Genomic DNA, 15,879 nt, shown 5'->3' with positions numbered 1-15,879 from the left:
AGTAATTTGTGAATTTGCGGTTAGATTAATTTCTGTTAACTATTAAAAGAAACCTAATTTGTTTTTGTTATAAGAAATCAACATGTTTTTTGTTTGACGGTAATGATCCAACATCATTTTATGATTTTCTCTACCTATACCCGATTGTTTGTATCCACCAAATGGAGCGCCAGCTGGATAAGCATGGTATTGATTCACCCAAACTCTACCCGCTTGAATTGCTCTTGGAACTCTGTACAATTCATGTGCATCACGAGTCCAAACTCCAGCACCTAAACCATACATGGTATCATTAGCAATTTCTAATGCTTCTTCGGTAGTTTTAAATGTAGTTACTGCCAATACAGGTCCGAAAATTTCTTCTTGAAAAATTCTCATTTTGTTATGACCTTTAAATAGAGTTGGCTGAATATAATATCCTCCTTCAAGTTCGTCACCCAAGTGGTTTACACCACCACCACATAATAATTCAGCTCCTTCTTCTTTACCTAAATTGATATAAGAAAGAATTTTATCTTTTTGAATTTGTGAAGCTTGAGCACCCATCATTACAGTTGGATCTAATGGATGTCCTACTTTAATAGCTTTTACTCTTTCTAATACTCTTGCAATGAATTTATCATAAATAGCTTCATGAATTAACAATCTTGATGGACAGGTACAAACTTCTCCTTGATTGAAAGCAAATAATACAGCACCTTCAATAGCTTTATCTAAAAAGGCATCGTCTTCATCCATAACTGAAGGGAAGAAAATATTTGGAGATTTTCCACCTAATTCTAATGTTACAGGAATAATATTTTCTGTAGCATATTGCATTACCATTCTACCTGTTGCAGTAGATCCTGTAAATGCCGCTTTAGCAACTTTTGGATTGGTAACTAAAGTTCTTCCTAGTTCTGCACCAAAACCATTTACAACATTCACTACCCCTGGAGGCAATAAATCTCCAATGATTTCCATCATTACCATGATTGAAATTGGAGTGCTTTCTGCTGGTTTAAGCACCACACAGTTTCCTGCGGCAAGTGCCGGAGCAAGTTTCCAAACTGCCATTAATATTGGGAAATTCCAAGGGATAATTTGTGCAATTACTCCTAATGGCTCATTAACAATAATTGAAACCGTATCTTTATCTAATTCGTTTATAGATCCTTCTTCTGCACGAATAACACTTGCAAAATATCTAAAATGATCAACAGATAATGGCAAATCGGCATTAATTGTTTCTCTAATTGCTTTTCCGTTATCAAGCGTTTCTACAGTTGCAAGAAGCTCAATGTTAGCTTCAATACGATCTGCAATCTTGTTTAATATTATACTTCTTTCTGTAGCCGAGGTTTGACTCCAAGTTACAAATGCTTTTTCAGCAGCATCTACTGCTTTTTCGATATCTAATTTTGCTGAATGTGCAGCTTTTGCTAATAATTTCCCATCTACTGGAGAAACTACATCAAAATACTGACCTGTAGAAGGTACAGTCCAAGTTCCGTTAATGTAATTATCGTACTTTTCTTTTAATTGTGGTCTTTTGACTAAATTACTCATAATATTTAATTTTTTGGTTTATCCAAAAGTAGAAACCCACTTCACAAAAAAATAGCACAAAAATTGCATTCTATAGCACAAATATGATAAGTAAGGAAAAAAATTGCTAATTAATTATACATTTCAAAAAAAAGATAGGTATTCATAATTAGATTCTCAAAATAAAAGAAAATGTTTTTTGGGTTAAATATATTTTATTGTAAAAGCTACAATACTTATCTTTGAGGTCTCAAATAGCATATAATATCATGAAGATTTCATACAACTGGTTAAAACAATTTTTAAAAATAGATGCTCCCTCTGAAGAAGTTTCTAATATCCTTACTGATTTAGGACTTGAAGTAGAAATGGTTGAAAAATACCAATCGGTTAAAGGAGGATTAGAAGGCGTTGTTGTAGGTCATGTCTTAACATGCGAAAAACATCCAGATGCCGACCGATTAAAAATTACAACCGTAGATCTTGGATCGGGTACTCCGGTTCAAATTGTTTGTGGCGCTAGTAATGTGGCAGCTGGTCAAAAAGTACCTGTTGCAACAATTGGAACCCAACTTTTTGATAAAGAAGGTGCAGCATTTGAAATCAAAAAAGGAAAAATTAGAGGTCAAGAAAGTCACGGTATGATTTGTGCCGAAGACGAATTGGATCTTGGTTCTAGCCATGATGGGATTATGATTTTGGATGCCAGCTTGGCTCCAGGAACTCCTGCGGCTAAAGTTTTTAATATCGAAAATGATGAAGTTTTTGAAATCGGATTGACGCCAAATCGCGCTGATGCCATGTCTCACATGGGGGTGGCAAGAGATTTGAGAGCCGGTTTATTACAGAAAAACGCTTCACTAGAATTGATTACTCCATCGGTATCTAAATTTAAAATAGATAAACGAACGCTAAAAATTGACGTGAATGTAGCCGATTCTAAATTGGTACCTCGCTATTGTGGTGTTACAATTTCTGGAGTTACAATTAAAGAATCTCCAAGTTGGTTACAAAATAGATTGAAAGCAATTGGGCTTTCGCCAAAAAACAACGTGATTGATGTCACGAATTATGTGTTACACGAATTGGGCCAACCGCTTCATGCATTTGATGCTTCCCAAATTAATGGAAAAATAAATGTAAAAACAGTTGCTTCGGGAACTAAGTTTGTTACACTAGACGGAATTGAGCGAACGCTTCACGAAGAAGACATTATGATTTGCGACGATAATGAAGCACTTTGTATTGCAGGAGTTTTTGGAGGAAAAAACTCAGGTGTTTCAGAAAGCACTACTTCCCTATTTTTAGAAAGTGCCTATTTTAATCCGGTGGCGGTTAGAAAAACGGCAAAAAGACATGGTTTAAGTACCGATGCATCGTTCCGATTTGAAAGAGGTATCGATCCAGAGATTACAGAATACGCATTAAAACGTGCTGCATTATTGATTCAAGAAGTTGCAGGTGGTGAAATCACTTCTGATATAATTGATTTGTATCCAAAGAAAATTGAAGGGTTTTCGGTTTTCTTAAATTATGAAAAAACCTTCAAATTAATAGGTCAAGAATTACCTAAAGAAACCATCAAAAAAATTGTTGCTTCTTTAGATATTAAAGTAAATAGCTCTTCAGATGCGGGTCTTGGATTGCAAATTCCTCCATATAGAGTCGATGTGCAAAGAGAAGTAGATGTAATTGAAGAGATTCTTCGAGTATATGGATACAACAACATCCACATTCCAAATAAATTAACAGCTACTGTTTCGAATTCTCCAAGAACCGAAGATTATAAAGTTCAAAATGTAATTGCCAATCAGTTGAATTCCCTGGGATTTCATGAAATGATGGCCAATTCTTTAACCACCCCAGAGTATATTAAATTATCTGAGCAGTTAAAAGAGGAGCATAATGTAACGATGTTAAATCCGTTAAGCAACGATTTGTCAACGATGCGACAATCGATGTTGTTTTCTGGGCTTGAGGCTATTTCGTATAACATCAATAGAAAAAGTAGCGATTTAAAATTATTTGAATTCGGGAAAAGCTACCGCAATTTAGTAAATGGCTATAGCGAAAAGAAACACCTTACTCTTTTCACAACCGGGAATCGTTCGGCCGAAACTTGGACTAATCCAGAAAAACCTTCCGATTTCTTTTTATTTAAAGGATATGTAAATTCTGTTTTATCTAGATTAGGAATTGACTCTGTTCAAAACACACCAGTTGCTAGTGACGTTTTTGCAGAAGGGATCGGATTTGCTTTAGGAAAAGATATTTTGGTTGAAATGGGAACGGTTAAAAAATCAATTACCAAACATTTTGACATTAAGCAAGAAGTATTTTATGCCGAATTTCAGTGGGATTTAATTCTTAAGGTATTATCGAATAAAATCAAATTTACTCCTATTCCAAAATACCCAGAAGTGCGCAGAGACTTTGCCTTATTAGTTGATGCTAATGTAGCATTTGAATCTATATATAAAATTGCACTTCAAACGGAAAAATCATTGCTTAAAAACATCAATCTATTTGATGTATATGAAGGGAAGAATTTGCCGGAAGGGAAAAAATCGTATGCGGTAAGTTTTACAATTCAGGATGCAACAAAAACACTTACTGATACTCAAATTGACAAAATCATGAGCAAACTTCAATCCAACTTTGAAAGCGAACTTGGAGCTCAATTGAGATAATTAGTAACGTTCTTTTATAAAAAAAACACTCCCAATTGGAGTGTTTTTTTATAGAATTGAATCAAAAAAAAAGCGTTACAGAAGTAACGCTTTTACTAGTATTAGAATGGAGATTATTTACCTCCTTTTTCCATTTTAGCTTTTAATTCAGCAAGAATATCATTGTTATCTCCTAAAGTTGAAGCTTGATTGTTACTGTTAGCAGCAGCAACAGATTCTGTAGCAGCTTTAACATTTTTCTCTTCTTCTTCTCTAAAGATAGCAGTGTGCGAAGCAACTACTCTTTTGAATTCTTTGTTGAACTCGATAACTTTGAAATCAGCAGCATCGCCTTTTTTCAATTTTTTACCGTCTTCTTTTTCTAAGTGACGTGTTGGAATAAATGCAACAACATCATCACCAAAATCTACAGTAGCACCTTTATCAACGATTTCAGCAATAGTTCCGTTGTGGATAGTTCCTACAGCAAAAGCTGCTTCGTGTTTATCCCATGGATTAGCAGTAGTTTGTTTGTGACCTAAAGATAATTTACGTCCGTCAACATCTAATTCTAATACAACAACTTCTAACTTGTCTCCTACGTTAACAAATTCTGATGGATGTTTGATTTTTTTAGTCCAAGATAAATCAGAAATATAAACTAAACCATCAATACCTTCTTCTAATTCTACGAAGATACCAAAGTTAGTAAAGTTTCTTACGATACCTGTATGTTTAGAACCTACTGGATATTTCGCAGTGATGTCTGTCCATGGATCTTGAGTTAATTGTTTGATACCTAAAGACATTTTTCTTTCGTCTCTGTCTAATGTTAAAACAACAGCTTCAACTACATCTCCTACTTTCACGAAATCTTGCGCACTTCTTAAATGCGTAGACCATGACATTTCAGAAACGTGGATTAAACCTTCAACACCTTCAGCAACTTCAATGAAAGCACCGTAATCAGCAATAACTACTACTTTACCTTTCACTTTGTCACCTACTTTAAGTTCAGCTCCAAGAGCATCCCATGGATGAGCGTTTAATTGTTTTAAACCTAATTGGATTCTTGTTTTCTCATCATCAAAATCAAGAATTACTACGTTTAATTTTTGGTCTAATTCAAGAACTTCACTTGGGTGATTGATTCTTGACCAAGAAAGGTCTGTAATGTGGATTAATCCATCTACACCACCTAAGTCAATAAACACACCATAAGAAGTAATGTTTTTAACAATACCTTCTAATACTTGTCCTTTTTCTAATTGACCAATGATTTCTTTTTTCTGTACTTCGATATCTGCTTCGATAAGCGCTTTGTGAGATACAACAACATTTTTGAATTCGTGGTTGATTTTAACAACTTTAAATTCCATCATTTTGTTCACATATACATCGTAGTCACGGATTGGTTTCACATCAATTTGTGAACCTGGTAAGAATGCTTCAATTCCAAAAACATCTACAATCATACCACCTTTAGTTCTACATTTAACGAAACCTTGAACGATTTCTCCAGTTTCATTAGCAGAAATAACTCTATCCCAAGATTTAATTGTTCTAGCTTTTCTGTGAGATAATACTAACTGACCTGTTTTGTCCTCACGGATGTCAATTAATACTTCTACTTTGTCACCCACTTTTAAGTTTGGGTTGTAACGGAATTCGTTTAATGAAATAACACCTTCCGATTTTGCGTTGATGTCAACAATAGCATCACGATCGGTAATTCTTACTACTACACCTTCTACTACTTCTTCTTGATCTGTATCAATAAAAGTTTTTGATACTAAATCTTCAAATTCTTGCAAGTTTTTTTGATCTACTGCATCAATTCCTTCTGCGTAATTGTGCCAATTAAAATCATTTAAAAATGCTTGTTGTTCTTTGTTTAATTCAGACATGCTGATAAAAAATTTGTATGCCGTGCCTCTCGAGTTTCTTAATGCGGTAGAAAACAGCAGCAGTGTTTTACATAAATAGTTGATTCCTAATGGAAACTCTTCTTCGCCAAAAGGATTGCAAAAGTATTACTTTTTTACAAAACAACAAAAAAAGAGACGAGAAATTAACCTAAAACAATGAAAAAGAGGAGGATTAGTTAAAGTAAATGCTTCTATTATTAAATTCAATTGCAATTCACAATTCTATTTACAGAAAAAAGATCCGATTAATTAATTAGATTTGTAGAATAAACAAAATCTTTAAGAACTAAAAAATGAAAGAATTTACTTTAATAACTGGTTCAAGCTCGGGTATTGGCTATGAAATGGCAAAAATTTTAGCGTCAAAAAAACACAATTTAATATTGGTAGCTCGAAGTCAAGATAAATTGGAGGAACTTTCTAATGAATTGAAACATAAGTTTGAAATTGAAGTATTCTATTTTCTTTTTGATTTGTCTAAACCAAATTCTGCTGAAGATTTATATAATAAGATCAAAGAATCTAATTTACTAGTTACCGGTTTAATTAACAATGCAGGCTTTGGAGAATATGGTAATTTTGTTGAAATGCCATTACAAAAAGACAACGAAATGATTGCTGTAAACATCACTGCATTAGTTGGACTTACAAAATTGTTTGGCGCTGACATGGTGCAATTTGGCAAAGGCAAAATCATGAATGTAGCATCCATACTTTCGTTTATACCCTTCCCTTACTATTCTGTTTATTCGGCTACAAAAAGTTTCGTTCTAGCCTTTACAGAAACCGTATCTTCTGAATTACAAGGAACTGGCGTTACCCTTACAGCGCTTTGTCCTGGTGCAGTAGAAACTGCATTTCACACCAATTCAATGCGTAAAACTAACGCTATGAAAATCAACAAACCAATGCCTGTAAAGGTCGTTGCAAAAGCCGGAGTTGAACTCTTTTTAAATGGAAAAAGCAAGAAAGTTGTTGGATTTTTGAATTGGTTTATTAGTAATTTACCTAGAGTTACTCCAGACGTACTTATGATAAAAATCAAAAAAAACTTAGCAAGCATTAAATAATGATAAATTTCATTTAATAGTAACTCATAATGACTATTGAAATCTTAAACGGTATTTTACATGAAGTACCAGATGATATGCAAACGACATTATCATCGAACGCAACTCTTCTTGAAAAATGGAACAAACTAACACCTATTCAACGAAATGAATGGATTTGTTGGGTCACGATTGTCAAAAAACAAGAAACAAGAGAAGACCATAATAAAAGATTGAGAGAAGAATTAATAAAAGGAAAACGCAACCCTTGTTGCTGGCCGGGATGCCCTCACAGAAGACCTAATGCTCAAAAGTGGTTCAAACAAAAAACCTAAACCCTTGTTAATTAGTGTTAAAACTTATTTAGAAAGTGTTAATTAAGAAAACAAAAATAAGTTGATTGCATTTTTTTATTAAATTTGAATTGAAAAATAGTATTTCAACCTTAATAACTCTCTAATTATGAAAGCAATAAAACTAGTTCCTCTATTTTTACTTTTAATAGTAACTTCATGTAGTTCGGTTAGAGTAAATGTCGATTACGACAAAAAAGCAAATTTCGACAGCTATAAAACTTATGCCTACTTAAAAGGCGCCGTGGATAAAGTTGAAATTTCCGATTTAGACAAAAAACGAATTCTTCATTCTATTGACGAAGCGCTAGCTTTAAAAGGTTTTTCTAAAAGCGAAACACCTGATTTATTGGTGAGTATTTTTACCAAAGAAAACCAACGTGTAGACGTTTACAATAATTCAGGTTTCGGCTGGGGCTGGGGCTGGGGACCAGGTTTTGGAATGGGTTATTCCTCCACTTTTGTTACTCCCGAAGGATCTTTATTCATTGATCTTTTAGATGCAAAAACTAAAGAACTAATTTGGCAAGGTGAAGGAAGTGGCTATTTAACCAAAGATGTAGAGCAAAAAGATGCCCGAATTAAAGAATTTGTAGATAAAATTTTAGAACAATATCCTCCTCAAAAAAAGTAAACTAATTATATAAAAAAACCACAACTGAGTTGTGGTTTTTTTATGATTTAATAATTTAAAAGCTCTTCCATTTTTAATCGGACCTTATCCACATTCGGAATCATGGTAAACTCTAAGGTGCTATTCAGCGGAATAGCCGGCATATTTTCCGAACCAATAACCATGACAGGCGCATCCAAATACTTGAAACATTTTTCCTGAATTAATCCTGCCAAACTTCTCGCGAAAGAATTATTAGTTGGCTCTTCGGTGACAACCAAACATTTTTTGGTTTTCTTAACCGATTTAAATATGGTTTCTTCGTCAAGCGGATATAAGGTACGCAAATCGATAATTTCAACTCGTTGCTTGTCATTCTGAGCTTGTCGAAGAATTTCAGCAGATGCATTCAATGCCCAATGCACGCCCATTCCGTAAGTAATTACAGAAATGGTCTCTTCCTCTTCTTGCTCCCAAATTTCCTGTACCACATTGGCCTTTCCAAAAGGCAAAATATAATCCTCACTTGGCTCATTCACTCGAGCTGCATCTGTGCCTTTTACTTTACTCCAATACAAACCTTTATGCTCTAAAATCACCACCGGATTGGGGTCGTAATAAGCGGCTTTTAGCAATCCTTTTAAGTCGGCACCATTACTTGGATAGGCAATTTTGATTCCGCGGATATTGGTTAGTACACTTTCTACAGAAGAAGAATGATACGGTCCACCACTGCCGTAAGCACCAATAGGCACCCTTAAAATCATGCTTACCGGCCATTTACCATTCGATAAATAACACGAACGACTCACTTCGGTAAACAGCTGATTCAATCCCGGCCAAATGTAATCGGCAAACTGCACCTCAACAATTGGTTTCAAACCAACCGCCGACATTCCGACAGTAGAACCAACAATAAAAGCCTCTTGAATTGGTGTATTGAAAACGCGGTCGTCGCCAAATTTCTGTGCCAATGTAGCGGCTTCTCTAAAAACACCTCCCAATCTTCCGCCTACATCTTGTCCGTAAAGCAAACATTCGGAATGTTTTTTCATTAATTCTTCCACAGCAAAAAGCGCACAATCAACCATCACCACTTTTTCTTCCCGCTCCGGATTTCGATTGCCTACTTCTTCCGTAATTAGAGTTGGAGCAAAATCATGTGTGAATAAATCTTCAGGCGAAGGGTCTTCTGCCTGTTGTGCTTTATCAAAATCGGATTGCACTTTGGCAACCGCATTTTGTTCAATATTTTTTATTTCTTCCGAAGTAAATCCGGCATCCATTAACTGTTTTATTAGAACCGGATACGGATCTCGAGATTGCGCTTCTTCCAAATCATCACGGTACCACTCCATTCGAACTCCAGAAGTATGGTGATTCAACAATGGAACTTTAGCATGTAGTAAAAACGGACGACGCTCCTTTCGAATAATCTGCACTACTTTTTGAACGGCCTCATAACTTTCTATAAAATTAGCGCCATCAATAGAAATCGCTTCAATTCCATGAAATCCTTTGGCATATTCAAAGGCATTTTGTGCTCTGGTTTCGGCAGCATTCGCCGAAATATCCCAGCCGTTATCTTGAACCAAATATAAAATTGGAAGCTGTTTTAAAGCTGCCATTTGAAGCGCTTCAGCAATTTCTCCTTCGGTTACCGAAGCATCACCAAGCGAACAAACCACTATTGGATTTTCTTGATTTTTATCTTGAATTCCTGTATTTTCTTTATACCAAAATCCCATCGCAGCGCCTGTTGCCGGAATGGCTTGCATTCCCGTTGCCGAAGATTGATGCGGAATTTTTGGCTTATCGGCATCCCTCAAACTTGGGTGACAATAATAAGTTCGCCCTCCCGAAAACGGATCGTCTTTTTTTGCCATTAATTGCAACATCAAATCATACGGTTGCATTCCTATTCCCAGTAACATCGCATCATCGCGATAATAGGGAAAGGCATAATCTTGTGGTAACAATTGCATTGCCATCGCAATTTGAATGGCCTCATGCCCACGCGAAGTGGCGTGTACGTATTTAGAAACTATTTTGAAATTGTCTTCATACAAGGTCGCCATGGCTTTGGCAGTAGCCATAGTGGAGAAGGCTTTTTCTAATATTTTTTTATCTAACATTGATTCTTTTTCTGGGTTATTTTGAATTGAAAAAAACTATTTTGCTTCTATAATCCAACCAAATTCATCTTTGATATCTTGAACTTTAATTCCATTCAAGGTATCATTTACCATTACAGAAACCGGATTGTTTTCTGGGAATTTAATCGCCAATTCTTCATTTCCAATTTCTTCAATCATCGCTATTCCTACCGCTGTTCCGGTTCCGAAGGCTTCTTCTAAAGTCCCATTATTCGACGCTTCTACAATTTCTGAAATAGTGATTGGTCTTTCGGTTACTTCAAATCCTTTGCTTCGCAATAAATCAATGACACTCATTCGTGTAATTCCAGACAATATCGAACCACTCAAATCGGGAGTAATGAATTTACCTCCAATTTTGATAAAGATATTCATGGTTCCTACTTCTTGAATGTATTCAAAATTATAAGGATCCAACCACAATACTTGGTCGTACCCTTTTGCTTTTGCGTATTCGGTTGGGCGTATAGCCGCAGCATAATTTCCTGCCGCTTTTGCTTCTCCGGTTCCACCATTTACTGCTCGAACAAATGTTTTTTCGGCAAATAATTTAATTTTTCTACTGTACAAAGGCCCAGCAGGGGAAGCCATCACAATAAACTTATAATTATTTGCAGCACGCATTCCTATAAAAGGCTCATCGGCATACATAAACGGTCTTAAGTACAAGGCGCTTCCAATTTTACTCGGAATCCATTCTTTTTCTAAAACAGTGAATTGTTTTAACGCCTCCACGAATAAATCTTCAGGAAAAGCAGGCATTCCCATTCGGTCCGCACTGTGATTCAAACGCTTTGCATTTTCTATTGGGCGAAACAATAAAGCCGTTCCGTCTTTACCCAAAGTCGCTTTCATTCCTTCAAAAATAGCCTGCCCATAATGCAACGCCATAGCAGCTGGATGCGTCGGAATTAATTCTAATGGCTCAATTCTTGGGTTCTGCCATTCTCCGTTTTCATAATCACATATAAACATGTGATCGGTAAAATTGTATCCCATGATTACATTATCCAAATCGACTTGGCTAACTTTAGACTGCGCAACTTTGTTTATTTTAATGTCAAATTTCATATTCTTGTTCCTTATTTATAGTGTTGTGTTTATATCAAATTGTTCTAAATAATCGCCTATTTTTCTTAAAAAAGAACCTCCTAAATAACCATCTACTATGCGGTGATCAAAGGATAGCGAAAGGTACATCATGCTGCGAATGGCAATTTCGTCACCTTTGGAAGTTGTGATTACTTCAGCACGCTTTTTGATAATTCCGAGAGCTAAAATAGCTACTTCAGGTTGGTTAATTATGGGAGTCCCCATTAAACTTCCAAAGGTTCCCACATTTGAAATCGTGAAAGTACTTCCTTGTATTTCTTCTGGTTTTAATTTGTTATTTCGTGAGGCATCCGCCAAATAATTAACATCTTTAGCTAATGCAACAAGGTCTTTTTCATTGGCATTTTTCACCACCGGAACGATTAAATTTCCGTTTGGTAAAGCCGTTGCCATTCCGATATGGATGTCGTTGTGCACGATAATATTTTTCTCATCCACAGAAACATTAATCATTGGGAAATCGGTTATTGCTTTGGCTACAGCCTGAACAAAAACCGGAGTAAATGTCAGTTTCTCGTTGTATTTCTCTTGGAATTTATCTTTGTTTTCGTTTCTCCAATTCACCAAATTCGTCACATCCACTTCAATATAGGAAGTCACGTGAGGCGAAGTTTGTTTGGAATAAACCATGTGATCGGCAATCATTTTGCGCATACGATCCATTTCTACTATGCGGTCTTTTCCTTCAACAAAATTGATTTTTGGTTTCGGATAAGAAGATGTAGGTTGGCAATTAGCTGTTGGCTTACTTTGAATTGGATATTTTCTATTTTTCAAATAATTAAAAACATCGCTTTTTTGCAAACGCCCGTCTGCCCCTGATCCCGGAATGGTTTGCAACTCCTCGATAGATAGATTCTCCTTTTGAGCAATGGAGATTATTAATGGCGAAATGAAAGCGTCAGGATTAGCTATGAATTTTGAGTTTTGTGTTTTAGTTTGTGGAACTTCAACAACTTGATCTTTTTTAACTTCTATTTTTTTACTTCCAACCTCTGGCTTTTGGCTTCCGGCTGTCTCTTCAATCAAAGCCAAAACAGTACCTACCTCAACAACAGCATCTTTCTTAAAACGAATTTCAGTAATCACCCCAGAAACGGGTGCAGGCACTTCACTATCGACTTTGTCGGTAGCAACTTCTAATATGGTTTCTTCGGCTTCCACATAATCACCCACGCTTTTCACCCAACTGATTATCGTTGCTTCGGATATGCTTTCGCCCATTTTGGGCATTTTGAATTCTATTATCATTTTGATTTAAATTCTTCTAATGTTTTATAAAATGCTTCTTGTGTTGGTCTATTGGCTGGAATTTCACGCAAAGGCTCAACCGCTTTTAAAGTCTCGTAACATTCTTTTGGCAATTGTTGGTACAAAGCAGTTCCTTTGGTTTTCCAATCGATCATTTCATCGGAAACATCTTTAATTATTGCAGCCGGATTTCCAACCACCATTTTTCGATTCGGAATTTGTGTTCCAGCTTTAACAAAACTTAACGCGCCCACGATACATTCATCACCAACCGTTACATCATCCATAATCACGGCATTCATTCCGATAAGCGTATTGGCTCCAATATTGGCTCCATGAATAATCGCACCGTGACCTATATGCGCTCCCGCTTTTAAAACCATGGCCTTTCCTGGAAACATGTGAATGGTGCAATTCTCTTGCACATTACATCCGTCTTCAATGATGATTTCGCCCCAATCGCCACGAATGGCAGCACCCGGACCAACATATACATCTTTCCCAATAATTACATTCCCCGTGACCGCAGCCTGCGGATGAATGAAACTACTTTCGTGAACAACCGGAATAAATCCTTTGAATTCGTATATCATTTTTATAGGTATTAGGTTCTAGGTTGTAGGTTCTAGGCTTTTTCAAATACCCAACACCTCAAACCTTAGACCCTATTTAAACTTTTTCAATGTTTCTTTTGTAAAATCAGACAACACCAATCTTCCGCTGATAGCGGCTCTTTCGGCTAATAAATTATCCCAATCTTCTGTTCCTCTCCAAAAAACTTTTTTCATTTCAAGCATGGCTTCCGGATTGTAAGTGCACAAATGTTCGGCAAATTTCTGAACGGCTTCGTCCATTTCTTCAATAGATTCAAAAACATTGGCAAACAACCCTTTCTCTTTTGCCCAATTGGCATCGTAAAACGAATTGGCATCAATAGCAATTTGTGACATAGCTGAAACACCCATTTTTCTTTCAATGGCAGGTGAAACTACAAATGGTCCGATTCCGACATTTAATTCGGATAATTTTATGGCTGCAAATTTGGTTGCCATACAATAATCGGTTGCCGCAGCTATTCCGACTCCACCACCCACAGTTTTTCCTTGTATGCGCCCAATGATGAACTTCGGACATTTACGCATCGCATTAATGACATTGGCAAAACCCGAGAAAAAAACTTTTCCTGTTGCCGCATCGTTAATTGAAATTAATTCTTGAAAGCTGGCTCCGGCACAAAAGGTTCGGTCGCCCCCACTTTTTACAATAATTACTTTTACCTCATCGCGATTTCCAACTTCGATAATCGTATTGGCCAATTGCGCCAAAATAGTTCCCGGCAATGAGTTTTGCTCCGGATGAAAAAATTCAATCGTTGCAATGTGATTTTCTATGTTATGTTTTACGTAAGCGCTCATATTTTGTTTAAAATTTAAAGTATAAAGTTTTATAGCACACCAAACTGTTCAAAATGATGGTTCAAATGTTTTCGTTCTAATAAATACCATTCATAGCGATTCATTTCACCAAAAACGGCATTTTTCAATAGGGCTTCTGGATTTTGTTTAAAGAAATCAAGGTAAGCTGAACGAGCTTCCAACATTTTGTTTTTAGCTTCTGATAAATCGGCGTACTTCAACTCTTTTATTTTTGATTTTTCTGCTAAAGGAAAATCAAAATTTTGTGGCATTTTCTCATAATTATAAAGTGTATTGTGCACTTTATCTATAATCTTTTCGGGAGTGGTAATTTCAAAATCTTGAATTTTACCCGATGCGATTTGGTAGCCAAATTCTAAATGCTCCAACATATGTTGCGCCGACATGGTACCCCATTTTGGTTTAGCATCTTCGGTTAATTTATTTAAGCATCCTGCTATTTTTTCATCGGTCATTTCCACAAAAACTTCTTGCTTTTTCTGAACCATGGTCAAGATTGTAGCCACGGCCACCAATTCATCAGTAGTGTCAAAAACCTCTACAAACCATTTTACAATTCCGCTTGGATGTTCGGCGGAAGCCACATCACGATCTACTTTTTGCTTGCAAGTCAAGCGCACATAAACGGTGTCGTTGTGGTAAATTGGACGTAAGAAACGACATTCTTCCAATCCGTAATTGGCTGCTACCGGACCTTTATTTGGATACACAAACAATCCTGCAGCTGCTGCCAAAATAAAATAGCCGTGCGCGGTTCTTTTCTTAAATATACTTCCGTCCAAAGAGGTAATATCGGTATGGGCATAGAAATGATCCCAAGTAAGGTTGGCAAAATTTATTATGTCTGTATCGGTTACCGTTCTGTTATGAGTACGCAACGACATTCCCGGTTGGATGTCTTCCCAATGGTATTGAAACGGATGTTGGGTAATTTCTTTGTAAGCTGAATTTGCTTGGTAAATTCCGGTGATTTCGGTTAATGTTGTTGGCGAACCTTGAATAGCACAGCGCTGCATGTAATGCGTAATTCCGCGAACTCCACCCATCTCTTCACCTCCACCAGCACGCCCTGGACCACCATGAACCAACAAAGGCAATGGCGAACCGTGACCGGTACTTTGTTTTGCATTTTCGCGATTCAGCACTAAAATTCTTCCATGATGCGAAGCAGCATTGACTACATAATCTTTGGCAATTGCATCCGAGTTGGTAACAATGGAAGAAACCAAAGAACCTTTACCCATTTGTGCTAATTCTACGGCTTCCTCTAAAGTTGCATAAGGCATTAAGGTTGAAACAGGTCCGAACGCTTCCGTTTCATGCACGGAAGTATTTTGAAATGGTTGATCCTCACGAAGTAAAATCGGACTCACGAAAGCACCTTTTGCATCGGCACCAATTAAATTCACTTTTTCTAAATCGCCATAAACCAATTTGGTGGTTTTAGATAACTCCGAAACTCTATTTTTAAGCACCTCAACTTGGTCTTTACTAACCAAAGCACCCATGCGCACTTCTTTCAATCGTGGGTCACCAACGGTTACTTTATCCAACGATTTAGAAAGAGCATTTTGCACTTCATCAATAAGTTTTTCAGGAACAATCATTCTACGAATTGCGGTACATTTCTGACCCGCTTTAACGGTGATTTCGCTTCGCGCCTGATTGATGAACAAATCAAATTCCGGTGTTCCTGGCACGGCATCTGCACCTAAAATCGAAGCGTTCAATGAATCGGCTTCCATATTAAATGGCACAGCTTCATTGATGATTCTCGAATGGGA

Annotated in this window: 12 protein-coding genes; 4 read left to right on the top strand and 8 right to left on the bottom strand. The window is 36.5% G+C overall.

All coding sequences use genetic code 11. The features are described from left to right. Positions 1–42 precede the first annotated feature (42 nt). The gene (locus tag ACKOWY_RS04385; RefSeq protein ID WP_408940227.1) at positions 43–1,548 is read right to left on the bottom strand and encodes an aldehyde dehydrogenase family protein; all 1,506 of its coding nucleotides are present in this window, start codon (positions 1,546–1,548) and stop codon (positions 43–45) included. Between the two features lie 233 nt (positions 1,549–1,781). Here ACKOWY_RS04385 and pheT point away from each other — a divergent pair, with 233 nt between their 5' ends. Continuing rightward, positions 1,782–4,217: a phenylalanine--tRNA ligase subunit beta gene (pheT, locus tag ACKOWY_RS04380; RefSeq protein WP_408940253.1), complete on the top strand. Its 2,436-nt coding sequence runs from the start codon at positions 1,782–1,784 to the stop codon at positions 4,215–4,217. Between the two features lie 113 nt (positions 4,218–4,330). Here pheT and rpsA read toward each other — a convergent pair whose 3' ends face one another. Further along, on the bottom strand, positions 4,331–6,103 hold the full coding sequence (gene rpsA, locus ACKOWY_RS04375; RefSeq protein ID WP_408940226.1) for a 30S ribosomal protein S1: 1,773 nt from the start codon (positions 6,101–6,103) through the stop codon (positions 4,331–4,333). Positions 6,104–6,417: 314 nt separating this feature from the next. Here rpsA and ACKOWY_RS04370 point away from each other — a divergent pair, with 314 nt between their 5' ends. The 3 genes from ACKOWY_RS04370 to ACKOWY_RS04360 all read left to right on the top strand — a co-directional run bounded on the left by ACKOWY_RS04370 (position 6,418) and on the right by ACKOWY_RS04360 (position 8,160). After that, positions 6,418–7,194 carry an SDR family NAD(P)-dependent oxidoreductase gene (locus tag ACKOWY_RS04370; protein WP_408940225.1) on the top strand — a complete coding sequence of 259 codons (777 nt, stop codon included), beginning with the start codon at positions 6,418–6,420 and terminating at the stop codon, positions 7,192–7,194. Positions 7,195–7,223: 29 nt separating this feature from the next. Then, positions 7,224–7,508 carry a YdeI/OmpD-associated family protein gene (locus tag ACKOWY_RS04365; protein ID WP_408940224.1) on the top strand — a complete coding sequence of 95 codons (285 nt, stop codon included), beginning with the start codon at positions 7,224–7,226 and terminating at the stop codon, positions 7,506–7,508. Between the two features lie 127 nt (positions 7,509–7,635). Further along, positions 7,636–8,160 carry a DUF4136 domain-containing protein gene (locus ACKOWY_RS04360; protein ID WP_408940223.1) on the top strand — a complete coding sequence of 175 codons (525 nt, stop codon included), beginning with the start codon at positions 7,636–7,638 and terminating at the stop codon, positions 8,158–8,160. A gap of 47 nt (positions 8,161–8,207) precedes the next feature. Here ACKOWY_RS04360 and ACKOWY_RS04355 read toward each other — a convergent pair whose 3' ends face one another. The 6 genes from ACKOWY_RS04355 to ACKOWY_RS04330 all read right to left on the bottom strand — a co-directional run. Then, on the bottom strand, positions 8,208–10,274 hold the full coding sequence (locus ACKOWY_RS04355; RefSeq protein WP_408940222.1) for a thiamine pyrophosphate-dependent enzyme: 2,067 nt from the start codon (positions 10,272–10,274) through the stop codon (positions 8,208–8,210). A 36-nt stretch (positions 10,275–10,310) separates the two neighbouring features. Beyond that, positions 10,311–11,366 (bottom strand): branched-chain amino acid aminotransferase, encoded by a 1,056-nt coding sequence (locus ACKOWY_RS04350; RefSeq protein ID WP_408940221.1) that lies wholly within the window; start codon positions 11,364–11,366, stop codon positions 10,311–10,313. A 15-nt stretch (positions 11,367–11,381) separates the two neighbouring features. Continuing rightward, a complete protein-coding gene (locus tag ACKOWY_RS04345) occupies positions 11,382–12,632 on the bottom strand; it encodes a dihydrolipoamide acetyltransferase family protein (RefSeq protein WP_408940220.1) in 1,251 nt (416 codons plus the stop codon). Between the two features lie 23 nt (positions 12,633–12,655). Next, on the bottom strand, positions 12,656–13,252 hold the full coding sequence (locus tag ACKOWY_RS04340; RefSeq protein ID WP_408940219.1) for a transferase hexapeptide repeat family protein: 597 nt from the start codon (positions 13,250–13,252) through the stop codon (positions 12,656–12,658). Between the two features lie 72 nt (positions 13,253–13,324). Then, complete coding sequence (locus ACKOWY_RS04335; RefSeq protein WP_408940218.1) at positions 13,325–14,074, bottom strand: enoyl-CoA hydratase/isomerase family protein; 750 nt, start codon at positions 14,072–14,074, stop codon at positions 13,325–13,327. A gap of 29 nt (positions 14,075–14,103) precedes the next feature. Then, on the bottom strand, positions 14,104–15,879 hold a 1,776-nt coding region (locus ACKOWY_RS04330), incomplete at its 5' end, for an aldehyde dehydrogenase family protein (RefSeq protein WP_408940217.1).

Source organism: Flavobacterium sp. (genome assembly GCF_046073885.1).
Lineage (GTDB): Bacteria > Bacteroidota > Bacteroidia > Flavobacteriales > Flavobacteriaceae > Flavobacterium.
This window is presented reverse-complemented; position numbering and strand designations above follow the sequence as displayed.

What these genes read in the sequence shown, in the direction of transcription:
- ACKOWY_RS04340 (WP_408940219.1), bottom strand. Translation starts at nt 13,252, where the DNA reads ATGATATACGAATTCAAAGGATTTATTCCGGTTGTTCACGAAAGTAGT.
- ACKOWY_RS04350 (WP_408940221.1), bottom strand. Translation starts at nt 11,366, where the DNA reads ATGAAATTTGACATTAAAATAAACAAAGTTGCGCAGTCTAAAGTTAGC.
- ACKOWY_RS04355 (WP_408940222.1), bottom strand. Translation starts at nt 10,274, where the DNA reads ATGTTAGATAAAAAAATATTAGAAAAAGCCTTCTCCACTATGGCTACT.
- rpsA (WP_408940226.1), bottom strand. Translation starts at nt 6,103, where the DNA reads ATGTCTGAATTAAACAAAGAACAACAAGCATTTTTAAATGATTTTAAT.
- ACKOWY_RS04335 (WP_408940218.1), bottom strand. Translation starts at nt 14,074, where the DNA reads ATGAGCGCTTACGTAAAACATAACATAGAAAATCACATTGCAACGATT.
- ACKOWY_RS04360 (WP_408940223.1), top strand. Translation starts at nt 7,636, where the DNA reads ATGAAAGCAATAAAACTAGTTCCTCTATTTTTACTTTTAATAGTAACT.
- ACKOWY_RS04365 (WP_408940224.1), top strand. Translation starts at nt 7,224, where the DNA reads ATGACTATTGAAATCTTAAACGGTATTTTACATGAAGTACCAGATGAT.
- ACKOWY_RS04370 (WP_408940225.1), top strand. Translation starts at nt 6,418, where the DNA reads ATGAAAGAATTTACTTTAATAACTGGTTCAAGCTCGGGTATTGGCTAT.
- ACKOWY_RS04345 (WP_408940220.1), bottom strand. Translation starts at nt 12,632, where the DNA reads ATGGGCGAAAGCATATCCGAAGCAACGATAATCAGTTGGGTGAAAAGC.
- ACKOWY_RS04385 (WP_408940227.1), bottom strand. Translation starts at nt 1,548, where the DNA reads ATGAGTAATTTAGTCAAAAGACCACAATTAAAAGAAAAGTACGATAAT.